The organism is Nostoc sp. CALU 546 (genome assembly GCF_048836525.1).
In genome coordinates this window covers 83033-101768 of record NZ_JAWJTF010000022.1, presented here as the reverse complement: position 1 = coordinate 101768, position 18736 = coordinate 83033, and the positions used below count along the sequence as shown (strand labels likewise).

General features: G+C 41.4%; 21 protein-coding genes. 3 read left to right on the top strand and 18 right to left on the bottom strand.

Features of this window, described 5'->3' with window-relative positions; translation table 11 throughout:
* Positions 1-661 precede the first annotated feature (661 nt).
* A complete protein-coding gene (locus tag RRG12_RS13785) occupies positions 662-1444 on the top strand; it encodes a peptidylprolyl isomerase (protein ID WP_069073063.1) in 783 nt (260 codons plus the stop codon).
* A 218-nt stretch (positions 1445-1662) separates the two neighbouring features.
* Here RRG12_RS13785 and RRG12_RS13780 read toward each other — a convergent pair whose 3' ends face one another.
* From RRG12_RS13780 to RRG12_RS13730, 11 genes are all read right to left on the bottom strand, one after another.
* Positions 1663-2010 carry a HetP family heterocyst commitment protein gene (locus tag RRG12_RS13780; protein WP_420759681.1) on the bottom strand — a complete coding sequence of 116 codons (348 nt, stop codon included), beginning with the start codon at positions 2008-2010 and terminating at the stop codon, positions 1663-1665.
* A gap of 83 nt (positions 2011-2093) precedes the next feature.
* Positions 2094-3215: a T3SS effector HopA1 family protein gene (locus RRG12_RS13775; RefSeq protein ID WP_420759680.1), complete on the bottom strand. Its 1122-nt coding sequence runs from the start codon at positions 3213-3215 to the stop codon at positions 2094-2096.
* A gap of 103 nt (positions 3216-3318) precedes the next feature.
* Positions 3319-4485 carry a phosphotransferase gene (locus RRG12_RS13770; RefSeq protein ID WP_420759679.1) on the bottom strand — a complete coding sequence of 389 codons (1167 nt, stop codon included), beginning with the start codon at positions 4483-4485 and terminating at the stop codon, positions 3319-3321.
* A gap of 109 nt (positions 4486-4594) precedes the next feature.
* A complete protein-coding gene (locus RRG12_RS13765) occupies positions 4595-4819 on the bottom strand; it encodes a hypothetical protein (protein ID WP_420759678.1) in 225 nt (74 codons plus the stop codon).
* A gap of 353 nt (positions 4820-5172) precedes the next feature.
* Positions 5173-5406, bottom strand: coding sequence for a hypothetical protein (locus tag RRG12_RS13760; protein ID WP_420759677.1), 234 nt, complete (start codon positions 5404-5406; stop codon positions 5173-5175).
* 174 nt (positions 5407-5580) lie between these two features.
* On the bottom strand, positions 5581-5841 hold the full coding sequence (locus RRG12_RS13755) for a hypothetical protein (RefSeq protein WP_069073068.1): 261 nt from the start codon (positions 5839-5841) through the stop codon (positions 5581-5583).
* 167 nt (positions 5842-6008) lie between these two features.
* Entirely contained in the window at positions 6009-6242 is a 234-nt protein-coding gene (locus tag RRG12_RS13750; RefSeq protein ID WP_420759676.1) for a hypothetical protein, read from the bottom strand.
* Between the two features lie 143 nt (positions 6243-6385).
* Positions 6386-6610 carry a hypothetical protein gene (locus tag RRG12_RS13745; protein WP_420759675.1) on the bottom strand — a complete coding sequence of 75 codons (225 nt, stop codon included), beginning with the start codon at positions 6608-6610 and terminating at the stop codon, positions 6386-6388.
* Positions 6611-7050: 440 nt separating this feature from the next.
* A complete protein-coding gene (locus RRG12_RS13740) occupies positions 7051-7293 on the bottom strand; it encodes a hypothetical protein (RefSeq protein ID WP_069073072.1) in 243 nt (80 codons plus the stop codon).
* A 403-nt stretch (positions 7294-7696) separates the two neighbouring features.
* Entirely contained in the window at positions 7697-9214 is a 1518-nt protein-coding gene (locus tag RRG12_RS13735; protein ID WP_420759674.1) for a M16 family metallopeptidase, read from the bottom strand.
* Between the two features lie 36 nt (positions 9215-9250).
* Positions 9251-10918 carry a M16 family metallopeptidase gene (locus tag RRG12_RS13730; protein ID WP_420759673.1) on the bottom strand — a complete coding sequence of 556 codons (1668 nt, stop codon included), beginning with the start codon at positions 10916-10918 and terminating at the stop codon, positions 9251-9253.
* A gap of 151 nt (positions 10919-11069) precedes the next feature.
* Here RRG12_RS13730 and RRG12_RS13725 point away from each other — a divergent pair, with 151 nt between their 5' ends.
* Positions 11070-11684 (top strand): TetR/AcrR family transcriptional regulator, encoded by a 615-nt coding sequence (locus tag RRG12_RS13725; protein ID WP_420759672.1) that lies wholly within the window; start codon positions 11070-11072, stop codon positions 11682-11684.
* A 170-nt stretch (positions 11685-11854) separates the two neighbouring features.
* Here the strand turns inward: RRG12_RS13725 and RRG12_RS13720 are convergent, their stop codons facing one another.
* From RRG12_RS13720 to RRG12_RS13705, 4 genes are all read right to left on the bottom strand, one after another.
* A complete protein-coding gene (locus RRG12_RS13720) occupies positions 11855-12301 on the bottom strand; it encodes a DUF4332 domain-containing protein (RefSeq protein ID WP_181928012.1) in 447 nt (148 codons plus the stop codon).
* A 282-nt stretch (positions 12302-12583) separates the two neighbouring features.
* Positions 12584-12820 carry a 2Fe-2S iron-sulfur cluster-binding protein gene (locus RRG12_RS13715; protein ID WP_420759671.1) on the bottom strand — a complete coding sequence of 79 codons (237 nt, stop codon included), beginning with the start codon at positions 12818-12820 and terminating at the stop codon, positions 12584-12586.
* Between the two features lie 116 nt (positions 12821-12936).
* Entirely contained in the window at positions 12937-14421 is a 1485-nt protein-coding gene (gene cobQ / locus RRG12_RS13710; RefSeq protein WP_069073077.1) for a cobyric acid synthase CobQ, read from the bottom strand.
* Positions 14422-14956: 535 nt separating this feature from the next.
* Positions 14957-15361: an Npun_F0494 family protein gene (locus RRG12_RS13705; protein ID WP_069072670.1), complete on the bottom strand. Its 405-nt coding sequence runs from the start codon at positions 15359-15361 to the stop codon at positions 14957-14959.
* 192 nt (positions 15362-15553) lie between these two features.
* On the opposite strand from RRG12_RS13705, the gene RRG12_RS13700 reads away from it, so the two are divergent.
* Positions 15554-15991, top strand: coding sequence for a peroxiredoxin (locus tag RRG12_RS13700; protein WP_420759670.1), 438 nt, complete (start codon positions 15554-15556; stop codon positions 15989-15991).
* A 192-nt stretch (positions 15992-16183) separates the two neighbouring features.
* On the opposite strand, the gene RRG12_RS13695 is transcribed toward RRG12_RS13700, so the two are convergent.
* From RRG12_RS13695 to RRG12_RS13685, 3 genes are all read right to left on the bottom strand, one after another.
* Positions 16184-16582 carry a hypothetical protein gene (locus RRG12_RS13695; RefSeq protein ID WP_420759669.1) on the bottom strand — a complete coding sequence of 133 codons (399 nt, stop codon included), beginning with the start codon at positions 16580-16582 and terminating at the stop codon, positions 16184-16186.
* 36 nt (positions 16583-16618) lie between these two features.
* Complete coding sequence (locus tag RRG12_RS13690) at positions 16619-17506, bottom strand: ABC transporter permease (RefSeq protein ID WP_420759668.1); 888 nt, start codon at positions 17504-17506, stop codon at positions 16619-16621.
* Between the two features lie 126 nt (positions 17507-17632).
* Positions 17633-18652, bottom strand: coding sequence for an ABC transporter ATP-binding protein (locus RRG12_RS13685; RefSeq protein WP_069072674.1), 1020 nt, complete (start codon positions 18650-18652; stop codon positions 17633-17635).
* Between the last annotated feature and the right edge of the window lie 84 nt (positions 18653-18736).

The window sequence follows — 18736 nt, the reverse complement described above, 5'->3', positions numbered from 1 at the left end:
CGGAAGTAATGCTGACAGGGATAGGAATGCCCGAGGTAATAGGTGACGTGATCTGTAGATGACTAGATATCGCCAAAAATATTCAGTCGACTTCATTAGACCGTAGCTACGAGCCAGAGACTTCATTCTCCGGTGAGTTATGAAGCCCGCAGCGAAGCTATTTCTAGCTTAAGTTGACACCAATGGGCACGAAACCCAACCTACACAGGTTATTAAATCCACTATCCTTAGCATATAGCCCTACTTAATTCGTTTGCAAGACTCAGATCCCCGAATTCAGTAATAATTTGGGGATCTGAGTCTTGCGATTTAATTTGTGTAATACCAATTTTTTATGCAGCTTCACCTCAAATTGGTATCAAGTATTACTAAATTTTCATTAGATAAATATTGTAGTTTTATTGTTTCTTTTTAGCTATTTATTTCTGGCTTCTGAATTCTTCTTCATCTTTTTTTGCTACACTGATTTATTGAAAAAATAAATATAATTTATATTATACAATATATACCTTTTGATTACATCAGATAAAATATTCGAGTTATTATTATATAAAGGCAATAATAATTGCATCTAAAAATATAAGAGAGATACAATTATTATTATCTTGCTAAAATTGAAACCACCCTATTAATTTAGGTTACTAATTGTAGGAGTTAGAATATGTCAAAACTATTGACTGTTTCTCCTGATGATATTCTTGACCACATAAAGCTTTCTTGCCAAATTCCTAGCGTATTGGAGGCGATCGCAACTCGGAAAATTGTTGAAGATGAAGCTAAAAAGGCAGGTATTGAAATTGGTTTAGAAGAACTGCAAAATGCAGCAGATAGCCTGCGTTTAGCCAACCAACTTATCAAAGCAGAAGATACCTGGGCATGGTTAGACAAATATCATCTTTCTTTAGACGACTTTGAAGCAATAGCTGAAACCAATCTAATATCTGCTAAATTGGCAAATCATTTATTTGCAGAAAAAGTCGAATCATTTTTCTATGCACACCAACTCGATTATGTTGGAGCAGTGACATACGAAGTCGTATTAGATGACGAAGATTTAGCTCTAGAACTGTTTTACGCGCTGCAAGAAAATGAAATTAGTTTTCAAGAAATTGCCCGCCAATACATTCAAAATACTGAAATACGCCGTGCTGGAGGATATCAAGGAATACGCCTCCGCAGCGATTTTAGACCAGAAATTGCAGCAGCGGTCTTTGCTGCGAGTCCCCCACAAATTCTCAAACCAATAACTACTCCCAAAGGAGTGCATATAATTGCAGTTGAGGAAATCATTAAACCTCAACTAGACGAACAGCGGCGGCTGCAAATTATGGGAGACTTATTTGCTAATTGGTTAAAAGGTCAAATCGCCGCCTTGGAAATAGTGACAAATCTGACGAAGGTTGTCAATTCTCAATCATCTAAAGATATCCTAATACAGGCTTAACCTCTAATTCCCTCCTTAAAAAGGAGGGATAAAGTGTTAACTGAAAGACATTGCTTGATAAATGCGATGCCTATGGCGGTAAACTACGCATTTTTTTTGAGGATATTTACCCATTAACGTAGGGACGCACAGCTAGCTATGTGTCCCTATCAGATTGATGTATGCAAGATTAGAAATTTCTAATATTTATCAAGAAAAATTTGTAAGAATAGAGACTTTTAAGCCTGTTCCCTATTCTCTGTTCCCTTTTCCCTGCTATCGTTGGAACGACCTTTGCCGATACCCATTTGAATCCAGCTTGATTCTAGTTTAAAAAGTCCTAAATTCCGATTATCAGTTTGACGACGATTGGCTTTGCTAAGTAGCCAGTTATTTTTCATTAATCGAATGTAGGTGCGTGAGGGTATATATTCTAGAGGATTGTAACCACTAAAACGAAGGATTAAAACACAAGCCCAGGAATATTTACCCACAGAAACAGCTTTGACTATCTGTTCCAATTCTTCATGATTGAATTTAAATTTGTTATCTAATAGTTCATTAGATGTGGAAAATTCTTGAGTCATATAATTCATGAGTAAAAATCGGCGTTGCTGAGTAAGTGAATTTTTGAACTTATGACTGGGTATGAATCCCCAGTCCCTAGTCCCTAATCCCCAGTCCCTAATCCCCAATTCAAAGAAGTATAGATATCATCTGAGTTAGGATTGAGGTAGGGACGTTGCAATTCAATTTCGCACAAAGAGAAATGCCGCAGAATTGATGTCATCCGTCCTGCTGGCGTATCATTACCTTCATACCAAGCCTCAAGTAAAGCATTGGCAACAATTTGACAGCGGTTTGTGCCAAAACTTTCTTTAACAGCAAATTTGCGGTCTGGTTCTTCAGCGATCGCCATCCCTGGTGCTACCATCTTGGTAAACAAAGGCACTTGCTCACCAAAATGGGATTGATGTTCTGCATATACCCTCTCTAACACTGGGTGAACAGCTTCGTAGTTGCTTTTGCCAAAGTAAAGCACTGCTGAGTCATAACGCTCATAATCGGAAGGATTGTATAGTGCTTTGAATGAAAAGAAAATGGGGATAGCGTTGAGTTGGGCAGTTAAACTGTCCATAACTGCAACTGCACCATCTGAAGTTAAATTGAAATAAACGCGTACCAGATTTTCTTGATTTGAGGGAGTTCCGGCATTAGCAACTGCCATATAAAATCCGTTTTGCACCAGATTTTTGGGCATTTTAATCGTCACTAAATTACCGGCAGTAAGAGGTTGGTCTGTTGGTTGCAAATGGATATCGCGTTGAATGTGCAGTATTAAAGCATTTTTCTCAACTGCCAAAGTCCCATCAGTTTCTTCTTTCACTACCAGCCAATCAGGACTCCAGTAGCCTTCGCCTCTGTTGCTTTCATGCAAGCGATCGTAAAATGCTAAATCTACACCCAACAAAGTGTTATTTTCTATATTTTGATTCAGTGCCAAATTCGTTACCTCTGCATCGGGTGCGAGGGCACTTTTCAAAGAGCCATTGTAATAGATGCCGTAGAGAAAATTACGCAGTTGCACGCTTAAAAAGCTATTCTGGATGTCTAAGGGTAATTGCTGAAAACGAGTAACTGCTGCCTGTGGTAATTCCAAGGGTTTATAGTCTGGGTGTCTAATACAATAGTGAGACTCAATTTGAAGTTGATTAATGATGTCTTGTAGTGATGTCTGCAATGACTCTGAAATATCTGGTAGTTGAGTTTCTAGCGAATCTAATAGTTGCATAGGTTTATTTGGGAATTGGGCATTGGGAATTGGGCAGAGGTGCGGGGTGCAGAAGGGAAAACTCTTCTCCCTGCTCTTGCTCCCTCATCCCCCGCATCCTCTCCTAAACGGGGGCAAGGTCTGATATTTGCATTCCGAAAATTGTTGGAATTGATGCTTCTGGACGGCACAACAAACTTTTAGCAACTTGGAGCATACATATACCAGAGTTACCAAAGGTTTTTTCGTGCTGGAGTGCCGCTTGAATAGCTTGAATCAAAGCTAAACCACAAAATTGCACAACTCGTTGCAAGAAATCAGGACGATGCTCTAAAATTTCGGGAAAGTAAGCTAAATAAGTAGTAAGCAGGGCCGAGATGGAAGGCTGAATCACTTGTAGAGGGGTTGTTGCTAGGCGTAAAGACTCTTCGATCGCAATGGATTTACTGGTAATTAAACTATACAGCCAAAATTGCAAATAGCTAGCGATCGCTTTTCCCAAATCACTAGCCGGATCTCCCCAACCAGAGCGTTCCCAGTCAATGAATCGAACAATGCTCTCATCTGAGAACGACTCATCAAAAAATACTTCTTCCCAATCGAGTAATAGAAGGATATTGTTTAACTTCAGGTCATTATGCGTTAGACAACAAGGAGTGAAAGCGTTGGTTAAATTTGCGATCGCTTGTCCCAGACTGTCGTAACGTTGATAAAGGGTAAAGAATTTCAGTCCATCAGCAGGAACCTTACCAAAAATTTCCGGAGTAATCCTATCCAATCCACGAATTAGCTCAGGAGTTTTTTGATTAGATGCATCCTCAGACTTTTGAAAAAATTCCCGATAGTTTTGACGGTCAAAAGTTAGACGATGAATTGATGCCAGAGTCGCACCAACTGCCGCCGCAATCTTAGTTGGAAAAAAATTCTTCTTCAGGTAGAAATCATGCAAATCGCAATAATTGCTCAGATAATTAAACACAATGATGGAATTTTCCACATCAAAATGCAATGCTTCCGACAAATAAGGTCGAATGTGGCTGATTTCTGGGAATGTTTGGAAAAAATCGTGAATTCGCCATTCCTGCAAAAACTCACCAGCAGTTTTGCCTTCTCGGTTGAGACGTTCTTGCTTAACTAAGAGTTTTCGTCCATCTGGAAAAGTCAGTAACAAGTTAAAATTTTTAGCAGGTTTTAGCTCGACTTGACTCAAAGACTGCTCTTGTTGAGTACACATACCTTGAGAAATCAGGTAGCTAAAAACATTTTGAGAACTTAATAAAAATGGTGGCATAGCGTCAGAAAAATCCTAGCTGAATCACTAAAGTTATTTGATTAGTTAAAAGTTGTTGATGGCAAATCAATACATTGCAGATTTACCATCAGGTTATGATGCAATCTTTTTAGGTTACATTCCCATTAGGATGAAATGACTTTGCTAGCAACGTATTATTGTAGATTGCAAAGGAAAGTAACATAAATTCAAGGCTCTTTACACCAAAGTTAAGCATTTGAGTAAAGTCATCTTCTTCACCACCATATACAAGCATAGAATCCATATTAGTCAGGTCGGTCAGGTAATTTTCTGAATCAGCAGGGCGCAGTTCAGAAATTGTGATATTTGACATTTACTCCATTCCAGAGAATTATTTATCCAACGCTCAACGTGAATTAGATTCAAGTAGCGAAGAACTAAAAATTCTGAATAATCATTGAGAAAAATTTTCTCGGCTCTCCTGGTTTATTAGTATTCAAAAAGTCTCATGTGTTATGCCATCTCACGAAATGCCTGATACATTCTCCTTTCAATACTTGCTCAATTCCTTACTTTTAAGAAGGATCAAGTATTAACCTAACTGGATTGAATTTAGTTGCATCTAGGTAGCGCTGATGCCAAAATCAAAATTATAATTTTTGCACATGAGTTACTTATTTACTCTTAATCCCAGAAAAGCCATTTAGCTCATTAGTGAACTACAAATTAAACACCTTCACTGAACGATTTGGCTAGGGATACAACATTATTTATGCCAAAGCCTAATATAGAGAATTCAAACCCCTTAATGCCATATTGCAGTAATTGTTCATATCCATAGCCTTCACCACCATTTATAGATATAGAATCCATATCGCTCAAGTCGGCGAGGAAGTTTTCAGAATCTTGGAATAATTCTGAGCCAGCGGGACGCAATTCAAAAAGTGTAATCTTAGTCATAATTAATCCCCAAAAAAATTGTGGTCTTTAAGTAAAACTTGTGGGTAGTAAAGCTTTAGATAGCCGAATTTTTCGTCATTCAATCAACTTTATAGTTTTTAACTGCACAAATCTGGTTTTTCCTTTTATATTAGGAAAGCTAGATGGCTTAGTATCGAACTATGAGTTAATTTCTTAACCACAAGTGCTGTTTGCAGAAGCAATACTAGTTCCACTGAATGACTTAGCTAGGGATACAACATTATTGATTCCCAACCCTAAGAGTGCGAACTCATATCCCTTAATTCCATAATCTAGCAATGGATCAAATCCGGCGCCGTGACCACCATAAACAGAGGTGGAATTTGCATCACTCAAATCATTGAGAAAGCTTTCGGAATCTTGGAATAGTTCTGAGCCAGATAGATACAATTCGGAAAGTGTAATAGTAGCCATGATTTACTCCTAAAAATCTTGTGAGATGTAGTTGGATATTACTGCTTTTAGCTAGCTCTTTTGCTTTTATTAGTAATAAAGAATATTCTGCTTTTCAGATACATATATTTCTTTTTTACTTAATTTACAAAAGAGCTAAATAGCTTAGGTGTAATTACTAACTAATATTACAAGAACCCATCCCCTTCGCTGAATGACTTAGCTAGGGATACAACGTTATTGATTCCTAAGCCTAAAATAGCGAATTCATATCCCTTGGTTCCATATTCCAAGAATGGATCGAATCCGTAGCCTTCACCGCCATATACAGCATTCACGTCGTTCAAATCGGTGAGAAAGCTTTCGGAATCTTGGAACAGTGCCGAGCCAACTTGCAATTCAGAAAGTGTGATATTAGCCATGATTTTCTCCTGAAAAATTTGTTGCGATGCATTTTTACTCTTGGCTCTCTTGGATTTTAAATTAGAAAAACCTTATGTTTATTACATATATTTTTTTAACTTTTATCACAAAAGAGCCGTGCAATTCAGTAGCTAACTATTAATTAGTCAGCATCACTTAATGACTTAGCTAGGGATACAACGTTATTGACACCCAAGCCTAAGATGGAGAATTCAAATCCCTTGGCTCCATATTCCAAGAATGGATCGAATCCATAACCTTCACCACCATATACAGCATTCATGTCGTTCAAGTCGGTGAGAAAGCTTTCGGAATCTTGGAACAGTACCGAGCCAACTTGCAATTCAGAAAGTGTGATATTAGCCATGATTTTTCCTACAAACTCTTGTTGGATATGAACAATTAAGCTGTATATTGCTTAACTGTTAATGCAATTTTTATCCATAACTTTTAGAGAAATCAAGGCTATTAACTCGCTAAAAAAGACATAAATCAAAGGAATAAGTCTGGATTAACTATTGGAATAATTATAAAAACTACAATGAAAATTGCTGCTATTATCGAGGATAAAGCGCAATCAAAGAATTTTTATTGATTTGATATAGCAGTTTTAAATAAGAGTCTTACACCATTCTCAAAACTGTAGGGCGGATACCGTTTACCATTTCCTCAAAGCTTGATTTATAAATTGTCGGCAGCGCCCACAGCACATATTTTTTAGCTAATAATTATAAAAAAATGCGCTCTAAGATTAATTAGACTTAGAGCGCACAAGCTAAATTAATTTGAAAAGTAATTGCAAAAAGATTAGAGGCTCTCAACAATTTCTGTTTGTACATCTCCTAGCTTGTTATTTAATATATCCATCCAATTATCAAAACGATCATTGAGTTCGGTCACTATGCCTGATGGATCACTGACTGAAGTTCGTGAGCCTCTTCTCCTTCTTCTAGCACCACCTTCTACAGTCTTCATTTCCTGATCGGTAAGTTCATCGAATTGCTTATCTTCACCGATAGGATGCAGGTCGGATATGGTTATCCTAACCATGTGGTCGCCTCCCTAAATACATTGCTATACATTTATATTCAGTTACATAGCCTTGGATAGGATTAAACCTGACATCCAAAACCCTCTCTTATATTTTGCTATGCAATTAAAGAAAATCAAGTTTTACTGATTAATTTTAAAGACTAAATTAAGGGAGTTTTGTCTAAAGAAGAAACGATTTTATAGCAGTGGAATTTATTTATGTTGCTGAGTATCCCATAAAAATAGAGACAGCAATAAATCGCCGTCTCTATTTTTAGTTTGACTGTAATTTGTGATTGAGCAGCGTCGCTAGTGGTCTATCACATTAATTTTGACGGTTAGAAAGACGCGATAAATCGCCGTCTCTACAGAGAATTTATCCATCAATTATTTATTGACAGACTACTAGACATCTATGCCACTAATTCTTCGCCTGTGGCTGTGAACCAGGAATCGTTACATCTATTGGTGTCACTTGTGCTGCTAGTTGCGTCAATGGTGGTTGAATAGCGGTTTGATTTCCCACTACTAAAGTCACGATCTTTTCTGGTTTGAGGTATTCTCGTGCTACCCGTTGCACATCTGCGGCGGTGGTGGCGGCGACAGCTTTTTGATAGCGAAAGAGGAAATCAGCAGGATAGCCGTAATATTCGTATCGCATCAACCGTGATAAGGTTTGGCTGGGGTCTTGAAAGTTGAACACAAAGGAGTTGAGTGTAGACTCTTTTGCAAAAGCCAGTTCTTTTGCTGTCACTCTTTGAGTTTGGATGCGCTTGATTTCACTTTGTAAGGCTTTGACAAACTGGACGGTAGCATCCGATCGCGTTTGTCCACCAGCAATAAACATGCCAGGATAGTCGAAACGGGGACTCCACTGGCCATAGACAGAGTAAGCTAAACCTTGGCGCGATCGCAATTCATTAAATAAGCGTCCACCAAATCCATTTAACACTCCATTCAATACATCCAGCGCTGCATAATCGGGACTGTCAAACCGTCCGCCTAAATGGCCGATAAGCACACTACTTTGTGTCAGTTGTGGCTGATTGACAAAAAAGACTCCACCTGTATTAGCTGGCAAAACCTTTGGTAATGTCGGTTTAGCAACACCTGGGTTGCGGTTCCAGTCGCCCAACTTAGCTTGAACGAGCGATCGCATTTTCTTAGAATCAAAATCCCCTACAATCCCCAAAATCATATTATTGGGGTGGAAATATTGCTGATAAAACTTGAGTAAATCCTCACGCTCAACCTGATCCACCGTTGCATACTCTATGGTGCGAGCATAAGGGCTATCTTTGCCATAGATCAATTTCTTAAATTCTCGATTGGCAATCCCATCTGGATCGTCATTGCGACGGGCAATTCCACCCTTAGCCTGTGTCTTAGCTAAGTCTAGCTTTTCTTGAGCAAATGCTGGCGATCGCAACACCTCAGCAAACAGCCCAAACACTGTTTCTAAATCTTCACTGAGTGCCTCAAAGCTAGCATTACCAGCAGCTTCACTAATACTAGTTTCCACCGCCGCCGCCCGTTGTTCCAATATCTCGTTGAGTTCATCAGGCGAATGCTTCTTGGTTCCTCCAGTCCGCATCACCGCGCCTGTAAAACCAGCTAAACCAACTTTTTCCATTGGTTCCAAGCGATTTCCTGTTCGCACAAACGCCGTCCCATTCACCAACGGCAATTCGTGATCCTCCATCAAATAGACAACTAAGCCGTTTTGAAGCACAAACCGCTCATACTTGGGTAACTTAATCTCAGGTAGCGGTGGCAACTGCAATTCTGTGTAATGCTTCGCCTCAGCCGTCGCCGCCAGAGAAAAGTTACAAGTTAAAAGTAAACACGCAAAAACAGCAATCAAAGCATAAACAAGCCTCTTCCCATTTTGGATTTTGAACACCATCCGCCTTTTACTCTTCACCTTGTGCCTCTGCATACTCTCTTCCTTGGTATCCTTCGTAGTTCGTTTCTCTTAAGCTTCTTTTGACAACAGCTTACCAATCGTCCGATTTTTTGCCGTAAACGTTTCCTTCGCTACTCGCACAATATCAGTCGTCGTCACCGCCGAAATGTCATCCAACTGCTTAAACAAATTCCGCCAAGAGCCAGTTTTCACCTCATATTCCAACAATTGTTGAGCCATCCCCATATTGGAATCGAGGGTACGTAACAAACTCGCCCGTGCTTGGGTTTTCACCCGTTCTAAATCAGCCACCGCTACAGGCTCAGTTTTTAATTTGTCAATTTCTTGACGCAAAGCCACTGCCAACTCATCAACTGTATGACCAGGAGCCGTGAGAGCATAGAATAACATCAGGTTTGGATACTTATCTCCAGGAAATCCGCTAAAACCTTGGGCATTTAGCGCCAAACGCTGCTTTTCTACCAAAGATTTATACAGCCGCGACGTGCGCCCATCACTTAATAAACTGCCAATGATTTCATAGACTGCATTATCTGGATGAGTCACTGCCGGACGATGATAACCTTCTAAATACCAAGGTTGAGAAGGTAGCTGTAAAGTAACTTCCCGTGTTTGTTGTTGTGGCGGTTCCACCGGGATTTGTTCAACAGCTTTGGTTTTGGCTTCATAGCGGCCAAAATAAGTTTGCGCCAGTTTTTTCACCTCAGCCGGGTTAACATCTCCGACAATGGCAATGGTCAAATTACTTGGTACGTAGTGAGTATCAAAAAACTTTTGGACATCTTCTGGTGTCAGATTGCGAATATCTTCGTCATAACCAATCACCGGACGTCTGTAAGGATGAGCTTTGTAAGCAGTATCGATAAATTTTTCCACCATCATGCCAATGGGTGAATTATCTACCCGCATCCGTCGTTCTTCTAAAATTACATCTCTTTCTTTATAAAACTCACGACGAATGACAGGATCGAGAAATCGCTCCGATTCCAACGACATCCAAAGTTCCAGCTTATTAGCAGGAAAGCTGTACAGATAGCGGGTAGCTTCAGTTGATGTATTGGCATTTAAACCCACGCCTCCCGCTTGTTCGACAATTTGCCCCAATTCATTTTGTTTGACAAGCTTGGCTGCTTGCGATTCCACTTTCTTAAACTCAGCTTCTAACCGAGCAACCTCATCTTTTTTGCCATCGGCTTTTGCTGTTTGAATTTGAGCATCTAACCTTTCTAAAGCTTCAAGTAGTGGTTTTTCCTTTTTGTAGTCTTCTGTACCAATGCGCGTTGTGCCTTTAAATGCCAAATGTTCCAGAAAGTGAGCTACGCCAGTTTTGCCATCTGGCTCATCCACACCACCGACATTCGCGTATGTAAGAAAAGAAACTACTGGCGCTTGATGCCGTTCCAAAACAATGAATTTCAGACCATTGTCGAGGCGAAACTCCGTTAACTGCTTGATGACTCGATCCAGATAAGGTTGGATCGAACTTTGAACTGGCGGGGTTTGAGTTTTGGTTTCTTGAGGAGAAGGTGCTGTTTGAGTTTGAGCCAGAGCCATTTCTGGTAGTAATCCCCACCAGAGAACGATCAAAGCTAACAAAGTGACAAACAACCGCCGCAATATGACAGATACTTGATCTGACCAATCCAAAATCGTTCGACTGAGCGAAGTCGAAGTCCCCAATCTAAAATCTAAAATTGACCGACTGATCTGGTTCATAAGCGAAAATTAAGATAAAGTTACATTACCTAAATAACAGGATACTTAGCAAAAGGGCGTTAATCTTGTATTAAGCTTTCAGTGGGTCTTTGTACTTGACATTAGACAATAATGCTACAAGTCCTGTTCCGGATATCTAACCATAACTGTTATGCGAGTTTTTAATTCTTCCCCGCCTTCAGAGGCTCAGACGCGCACCCGGATTTTGCAGGCAGCACAACGGTTGTTTGCCTCTCAAGGATTTGACGGTACTACCACCCGCGACTTAGCACAAGCAGCAGGTGTAGCTGAAGGCACTCTGTTTCGTCATTTTCCCAATAAAAAAGCGATTTTGGTGGAAGTAGCCACGAATGGTTGGGTAGAGATTCTCACCGATTTGCTAACAGAATTGAGTGAAATGGGCAGCTATAAAGCCGTAGCTCAGGTGATGCGCCGTCGGATGTGGAATTTTCAAAAAAATGCCGATTTAATGCGCGTTTGTTTTATGGAAGTGCAGTTTCACCCCGACTTGCGCGATCGCATTCAATTAGAAGTCATTACCAAAATGACCGATGTCGGCGAAGCATTCTTTCAAACAGCGATGGATAAAGGCATTTATCGTCAAACTGACGCCAAGCTAGTTGCCAAAGTTTTTTTAGGAATGTTTGCGATCGCAGGTTTTTCCAACAACACCATCATAGAACCTGACGCTTCCCCCCAACAAATGCAGGAAATGGCCGAAGGACTCGCTGATATCTTCCTTAATGGTGTTTTAGTAAAAGAGTAGGGAATTGGGCATTGGGCATAGAAGATTATGAAAAAGGGTAAAGGGGAAGGGGGAAGGGGGAAAGGGTTTGTTTCTTTATCCTTTTCCCTTTAACCTTGCCCCTTTGTCCTCTCATCTCCCTCATCACCCCAGTCCCTAATCCCCAGTCCCCAGTCCCCAGTCCCCAGTCCCTAATCCCCAATCCCTAATGTTTTCGCTTGCTGACTCCACTGTTGTACTAGCTCAATTGCTGGACACAAATCTCGTCGCTGCATTGTTGCTACTTGCAAGCGCATAATTTGTTGGTGCAATCTGTGAGTGGGAGTTTGAGCTAACTGCACTACAGAACCAATACCCGCATGGAGCAATAAACCACAATATTGTGTACCTACACTAGGAATACGCGCCAAGTCAGCTAAAGCCATCCATTTATTTATATGCTGAAGATGAATCTGTAGTTTATTTGCTAACGCTAATCTTTCTTCTAGAGTTTTCCCTTGTTTGAATAGTACGACTGTGCTACTAATCCCACAATTTTGCAGTTGACATTGTTCCTCGTGGCTCAACCCAGGTAGTTGCTCAATTGGCCAGTCACGAGATTGCATAGTACTTCTACTATCTTTGTGTTTAGCAGACATTTTTCTAAAATATAGGCTTCTTGAAATATTGTGACGCGATCGCGCAAACTACGTTCAAAGTCTTTTACCTTTGATGCTACTCAATGCTGAGTCTGAGGATGAGGGAGATATCAATTCAAAATTCAAAATGATGCTCTCTACGAGACGCTGCTCGTAGCTTGTTTCTTGGTAAGAGTAAGCGGACTCGCTAACACTGCGCTAAAAAATTCAAAATTAAAGAACTTCTGCCTTCTGCCTCCTGCCTTCTGCCTTCTGCCTCCTACTGTATTTGTTGGAAGTCCCTTACCAAGTTGGATCGCTAAACAAATTAATTGTTAATTCCTTCCGTGGTGGTACTGCGGTGATACAAGCACGGATGATCTCTCCATCCTCTAACTCCACAGTGCAAGCGTGACAAGACCCCATGAGACAACCGGTGGGAATAAATACCCCAGCCCTCTCTGCTACATCTAAGAGGGCTTCTCCCACCTCGGCATCTACTGTGACATCATCTGGTAAAAAGCGGACACGAACAATCATCAGTGTTACGCATTTAATTTAGTCTTGTCATTCGTCCTTTGTCAGTCGTCCTTTGCAAATGACAAATGACTAATGACGGTCTTAACGAAAAAATCTGCATTTCAATGTATTTTAGCTTAAGACAAAAACAGACTTAAGTCTAAATGGCTTTCAACTTCAGTGGCTAGGGAATCCAAAATCTGCTCTCGCTGTTCTCGATAGTTAGCAACACCAGTGGGCAAAGATTTTAAACCCCGCTGTTGACGGAGGCGATTTAGCCAAGCTCGTCGCCAAGGGCCGTTATCAAACAGCCCGTGAAGATAACTTCCCCACACCGATTGACAACTATCCACTAATCCTAAATTAATATCGTCAAATAGGGCATGGTAGGATTGGGGGTCGATGCCTTGTTGTTCGATGCGCGATCGCCCTTGGTGGATTTCAAAGCCATTGACTGGCAAGCCCTGTTGCGGATAATTTGAGCTAACTTGGCGTTGGCGAGCAATTTTTTGTCCTGTAATTACAGTTCTGATTGGTAAAAGATTTAACCCTTGAAATCTGCCAGCTTGTCCTTCTATTCCTTCTGGATCGGCGATGATTTGACCAAGCATTTGATAGCCACCGCAGATACCTAAAACCGTCCCACCAGAAGCAGCATAGTTTTGGATAGCTTCTGCCATACCGCTTTTTTGCAGTAGTAGTAAATCAGCAATCGTAGTCTTTGTGCCTGGAATAATCACGGCATCAGGATGTCCTAAATCTTGCTTAGGACTTAAGTATTTTACTGAAACTGTACTTTCTGATTCCAGTGGGTCAAAGTCGGTGAAGTTGGCAATTCTTGGTAAGCGGATAACGGCAATGTTGAGATCCGTTTGGGCTTTATTCGACGATGATTGACGTTCTAGCAGGTCAAGAGAATCTTCTGCTGGAAACATTTCTTGCAAGTAAGGTATAACACCGATAACCGGGATACCTGTCCGTTCTTCTAACCATTTTATCCCCGGATCTAGGAGCGATCGCTGTCCTCGGAACTTATTAATTACTACACCCTTAATTAGGGCGCGTTCATCTGGTTCCAATAACTCTAGAGTGCCTACCACGTGGGCAAAAGCACCACCCCGATCAATATCAACTACTAATATTGTTGGCGCATTCAAATATTTTGCCACCCGCATATTAGTTAAGTCGCGGTGCTTGAGGTTAATCTCCGCTGGACTACCAGCACCTTCACAAACCAGCAAATCAAATTCTGTTCCTAAATGCTGTAGCGATTCTTCAATTGTCCGCCACCCCAATTCAAAATATTGCTCGTAGTAATCTGAGGCACTCACTTTACCTACAGACCTACCTTTAATAATTACTTGGGAGGTCATATCTCCTTGGGGTTTGAGTAAAATTGGGTTCATTTCTACCCAAGGCACTACTCCCGCCGCCCAAGCTTGTACTGCTTGGGCATAGCCAATTTCTCCACCACTGGCAGTGACATAAGCATTTAAAGCCATATTTTGACCTTTAAAAGGAGCCACTCGCCAACCACGCCGCGACAGAATACGACAAATAGCTGTGGTTAAAAGTGATTTCCCTGCATGGGATGTTGTCCCCACTACCATAATTGATTTCATAGTTTGCTATTTAGTTAGTTTTTCTAGATAAGGGTGAATTTTAGGAGTGAATAGTCACCAGACAATCCATCCATCATTTAAAAAGCAGGAGCAGGGAGAATGGAGCAAAGGGAAAATTCCTCTCCTCTATACCCTTCACCCTGCCTCTCTGCCTCTTTTCCATGCCCAATGCCCCATGCCTAATTCCCAATGCCCCATTCACAAATTTAAGTCAAATGATTATGGTAAAGACTTCATGAATAGATGTGATGTTTCCGTATATATTGTTCCCTTTGATTCCCTAATCCTAACTCTTTGGTTTTTTATTCTCAGGACTTACGCAAACAATAGCCGAAACACTGATTTTCATGTAGGGGCAATTCATGAACATTGGTGTCAACTTCAGCTAGAAATAGCTNNATCTAGTCACCTTCAGATGACTTTCGCTATGATTCTTGGAACTTCAGTTCCTTGCGGGACATAGTTTTTGCGTTAAGTTGACACCAATGATTCATGAATTGCCCCTACAGCGTATAGTTTTGCGTAAGTCCTAATTCTAAAAAGGTATCCGTAACCAACGAATCACAATATCGGATAAACGATCGCGCCATGAAGCAGTCCGCCAATTTTTTCCCTGGTACTGTTCCACCAACTGGCGTCCTAGGGGAGTGAGGCGAAAACTATCTGTAATCCCCTGACCATCGACTTCTCGACGCAATACACCCACTTGAATCAGCCAGCCTAGGGCGTTATCACATGCTAATTCTGATAAAGGGCGCTTAGTATAGCCCTGCTTTAGTCCATTTTCTAAGGCGATCGCAGCTAATGACACACTCTGGTGTCCCATGACTTCAAATAAAGATACGTTAAAGGGTGAACACACTAGCGATCGCTCGGCTCTTTCTACTGTGCTTTGAGGATAGACAAAAATATTTGGGTTTTGGGAATCAACAGCAGGCATTGTGTATGGGTAGAAATTTTTCTTCTCAAAAAGATTAATTTTAGAATTGATTTTTTTGTAGCAGATATTTTATTTAACCAAAATTAGTTACCTAAAGTATAGTTCTGCTATTTTTTGATAATTATATTTAATCATTATAAATTAATGTAAAATTTCAAGTGCATCAACAATCTGAAACAGGAAAGGTTAATTATGCCTCTAGCAGTTGGTACGGATGCACCTGCATTTACCGCCAAAGATACAAACGGCAACACAGTCTCTTTATCTGATTTTGCCGGAAAGACAGTCGTTTTGTATTTTTACCCCAAGGATGACACGCCAGGCTGCACCAAACAAGCCTGTAGTTTTCGGGATGCCCAGTCTCAATATCAAGGAAAAGATATTGTAATCTTGGGAGTCAGTGCAGATGATGAAGTCTCCCATCAGGCATTTACCCAAAAATATAATTTGAATTTTCCCCTACTGGCCGATAGCGACAAATCCCTCATCAAAGCTTTCGATGTGGATGGCGGCGGTTATGCCAAGCGCGTTACTTACGTAATTGACCCTAGCGGTAAAATTACCCATGTTGACACCAGTGTAAATACCACCACCCATGCTAGCGATGTTTTAGCTGTACTAGGGTTGTAGTTTTTTACCTGATAACTAAGGATTTTTTAACTAGTCTTAACCCCAAGCCTTAGTAGTGTGTCAAGTTTAAATTGAGAAACAAGTTCGTAGTAAGGACTTTAGTCCTTATTTTCTAAGCACTGAAGTGCTTACTACAAACCCTCAAAACTAGCTTAGGCATTGTACTAAAGGCTTGGGGTTCTTTGTTTGATTTCAGTTACCTGATGATGGTGTAGCCGATGGCGGTGTAACTGATGGTAGTGTAACCGTTGGCAAACTGGGGGTTGCTTGCTGTTGCTGACCTTGAATTAGTTTTTGTTGCCTTGCTTTAAATGCTGCTGCTGCTGAGTCTAATTTTTCGTTCTGTTGGTCAGAATTCCAGTTGAGAGTCCCAAAATTCGCCCGATGAATCAGATCAAACATATTGAAATTATCTGAGTTCGTGCGGGAGAAAGGGTCGGTATTTTGGTCTGTTGTACTATTACTGGGAAAAGCATCGGCTGGGCTGCTGATTTGAGCCGAACTGGGTTGAGCCATGAGCAAGGAAGCAAAGCTGATTCCTGCCACGCTGGCTACAAAGAGTCTAGTAATTTGTAAAAATGGTTTTTTCATGGGATTTTGACGCTAAAATTGCTCTATTTTATCTCTTTAAGCAAGAGTCCGCCGCAGTTGGGGTTGAATACTCAGCAAGGCGACAAGGGCAAAGCCAAACAACACCAGCAACGCTCCCCCAAAGGTAACATCACCCCAAGGAGCCTGCATTACTACACTACCTAGTCCCCAATCACTGTGGAGATAGAGATAGCGAATTGGTTCGATCGCATAACTGAGAGGATTCAAGGTAGCGATAACCTGCAACCACTGAGGCATGAAGGATAGAGGTGCCAAAGCAGTACTAGCAAACAATAATGGCAGGTTCGTAACGAAAATCACTGCAATCAATTCAATGTGTCCGGGTAGAGCGAAAGCTAAACCGAGGGAGATGGCTGTTACACCCAAAGCTAAGAGTAAGACAATTAGAGCGATCGCACTTAAACCTACTGCATCTGGTAGTCCAGCCCCCAAGAATGCCGCTGCTGCTACAATCACTGCTGCTTGCAGCAAACTTTGGCTGATGATGAAGATGGCTGAAGCAAACACAATAGAAAACCGTGATGCTAAGGGTGCTACCAGCAAACGATTCAAAAAGCCAAACTCACGGTCAAACATTACCGGCAAACCAGCATTTAGCGCCCCAGCAAAGGCTGTAAACACAATTATGCCAGCAGCCAAAAATTGACCGTAATTTGTTGTATTACCAAATATACCTTTGGGAGCATTTTGGAACAAAGCGCCAAATAGTATCAACCACATTACTGGCTGAATAATTCCAGCAATCAAAGATGAGGGACGGCGTTGCAACTGAATAAACAAGCGACGAGTTAAAGCCAGCGTCTCTTGTACCAATTCACCGAAAAAGTTAGGTGCAGTATTAGCATCTGCTTGCGGCGATGCTAGCGGCTGCCAATTGATATCAGATTTAGGAGTAACACTCATGGCAATTTTGGATTTTGGATTTTGGATTTTCGATTGGGGATTGGGATTAGGGTAAAGGTGACAGGTGACAGGGAATAATCTGTACCCTCTAACCTGTCACCTATTCCCTTCTTCACTCCCCATTCCCTATCTCATATTTTGCTTTTTTTCAGCTTTGGGATCGCGAGTGGCAACGGCTGCGAGTTCTGCATCCATCAGGGTGCGTCCTGTGGCAGCGAGGTAAACATCATCGAGGCTGGGGCGAGATTGGGCGATGCCAAAGATGGGCAAGCCAGCAGTATTCAGCGCTTGCTGTATGTTAATCAGAACATCGTTTTGAGGTGTCACCACCAAGTTAAGGGAATTCCCTTGAGCGCTGTTGATGATTACTTCTTGGACAAAGGGCAAAGATTGCAAGAGATTTTTGGCAATTTCTGCTTCCTCAATGGGAGAAAACTCGCGGATTCGTAAGGTGATGCGATCGCCACCTACTTGATCTTTTAATTGTGAAGGTGTCCCACTTGCAATTACAACGCCGCGATCTATAATTGCCACGCGATCGGCTAAAGCGTCAATTTCTTCTAAATAATGGCTGGTAATTACTACCGTCGTTCCAGAGGCACGTAATTTTCTCAGGAAATCCCACACCACAAAACGAGTCTCTATGTCAAGCCCCACAGTTGGCTCATCCAACACCAAAACATCCGGTGCATGGAGCAATCCAGCAGCCAAGTCTAGGCGCTTGCGTAAACCGCCGGAATAGGTTCCTGTCTTTTTATTGGCGTATTCTTGCAAACCGAGTAAATCTAAGACTGTCTCAATGCGCTGTTTGGCTATTGCGCCTGGGAGGTGATAAAGTGCCGCTTGCAATTGCAGCAGTTCTTTTCCAGTCAACACCTTATCTATAGCGACTTCCTGAGCTACATAGCCTAATCGTTGTCTTGCGACTCTCGGATTATCTAAAACAGAGATGCCAGATACTTCGATTTTGCCAGCATCCGGTGTGGTCAGTGTACACAAGGCACGCAAGGTAGTAGTTTTCCCAGCACCGTTGGGGCCAAGTAAACCAAAAATTTCTCCTGGTTCAACCTGAAAGGAAACATCCTGGACGGCAACCACTGTACCGTAGCGTTTTTGCAGATTTTGAATTAAAACGGCGGGAGCCATGACAGCCTATCCCCAACTATACAAATCTCAATAAAGTCTATCCTTATTGTAGAAGGTAGGGAGCAAGGAAATAGCGCATGAGCG

Bases quoted from the DNA above. Each gene is read 5' to 3' on its own strand.
- RRG12_RS13785 (WP_069073063.1), top strand. From the start codon at position 662: ATGTCAAAACTATTGACTGTTTCTCCTGATGATATTCTTGACCACATA.
- RRG12_RS13780 (WP_420759681.1), bottom strand. From the start codon at position 2,010: ATGACTCAAGAATTTTCCACATCTAATGAACTATTAGATAACAAATTT.
- RRG12_RS13775 (WP_420759680.1), bottom strand. From the start codon at position 3,215: ATGCAACTATTAGATTCGCTAGAAACTCAACTACCAGATATTTCAGAG.
- RRG12_RS13770 (WP_420759679.1), bottom strand. From the start codon at position 4,485: ATGCCACCATTTTTATTAAGTTCTCAAAATGTTTTTAGCTACCTGATT.
- RRG12_RS13765 (WP_420759678.1), bottom strand. From the start codon at position 4,819: ATGTCAAATATCACAATTTCTGAACTGCGCCCTGCTGATTCAGAAAAT.
- RRG12_RS13760 (WP_420759677.1), bottom strand. From the start codon at position 5,406: ATGACTAAGATTACACTTTTTGAATTGCGTCCCGCTGGCTCAGAATTA.
- RRG12_RS13755 (WP_069073068.1), bottom strand. From the start codon at position 5,841: ATGGCTACTATTACACTTTCCGAATTGTATCTATCTGGCTCAGAACTA.
- RRG12_RS13750 (WP_420759676.1), bottom strand. From the start codon at position 6,242: ATGGCTAATATCACACTTTCTGAATTGCAAGTTGGCTCGGCACTGTTC.
- RRG12_RS13745 (WP_420759675.1), bottom strand. From the start codon at position 6,610: ATGGCTAATATCACACTTTCTGAATTGCAAGTTGGCTCGGTACTGTTC.
- RRG12_RS13740 (WP_069073072.1), bottom strand. From the start codon at position 7,293: ATGGTTAGGATAACCATATCCGACCTGCATCCTATCGGTGAAGATAAG.
- RRG12_RS13735 (WP_420759674.1), bottom strand. From the start codon at position 9,214: ATGCAGAGGCACAAGGTGAAGAGTAAAAGGCGGATGGTGTTCAAAATC.
- RRG12_RS13730 (WP_420759673.1), bottom strand. From the start codon at position 10,918: ATGAACCAGATCAGTCGGTCAATTTTAGATTTTAGATTGGGGACTTCG.
- RRG12_RS13725 (WP_420759672.1), top strand. From the start codon at position 11,070: ATGCGAGTTTTTAATTCTTCCCCGCCTTCAGAGGCTCAGACGCGCACC.
- RRG12_RS13720 (WP_181928012.1), bottom strand. From the start codon at position 12,301: ATGTCTGCTAAACACAAAGATAGTAGAAGTACTATGCAATCTCGTGAC.
- RRG12_RS13715 (WP_420759671.1), bottom strand. From the start codon at position 12,820: ATGATTGTTCGTGTCCGCTTTTTACCAGATGATGTCACAGTAGATGCC.
- cobQ (WP_069073077.1), bottom strand. From the start codon at position 14,421: ATGAAATCAATTATGGTAGTGGGGACAACATCCCATGCAGGGAAATCA.
- RRG12_RS13705 (WP_069072670.1), bottom strand. From the start codon at position 15,361: ATGCCTGCTGTTGATTCCCAAAACCCAAATATTTTTGTCTATCCTCAA.
- RRG12_RS13700 (WP_420759670.1), top strand. From the start codon at position 15,554: ATGCCTCTAGCAGTTGGTACGGATGCACCTGCATTTACCGCCAAAGAT.
- RRG12_RS13695 (WP_420759669.1), bottom strand. From the start codon at position 16,582: ATGAAAAAACCATTTTTACAAATTACTAGACTCTTTGTAGCCAGCGTG.
- RRG12_RS13690 (WP_420759668.1), bottom strand. From the start codon at position 17,506: ATGAGTGTTACTCCTAAATCTGATATCAATTGGCAGCCGCTAGCATCG.
- RRG12_RS13685 (WP_069072674.1), bottom strand. From the start codon at position 18,652: ATGGCTCCCGCCGTTTTAATTCAAAATCTGCAAAAACGCTACGGTACA.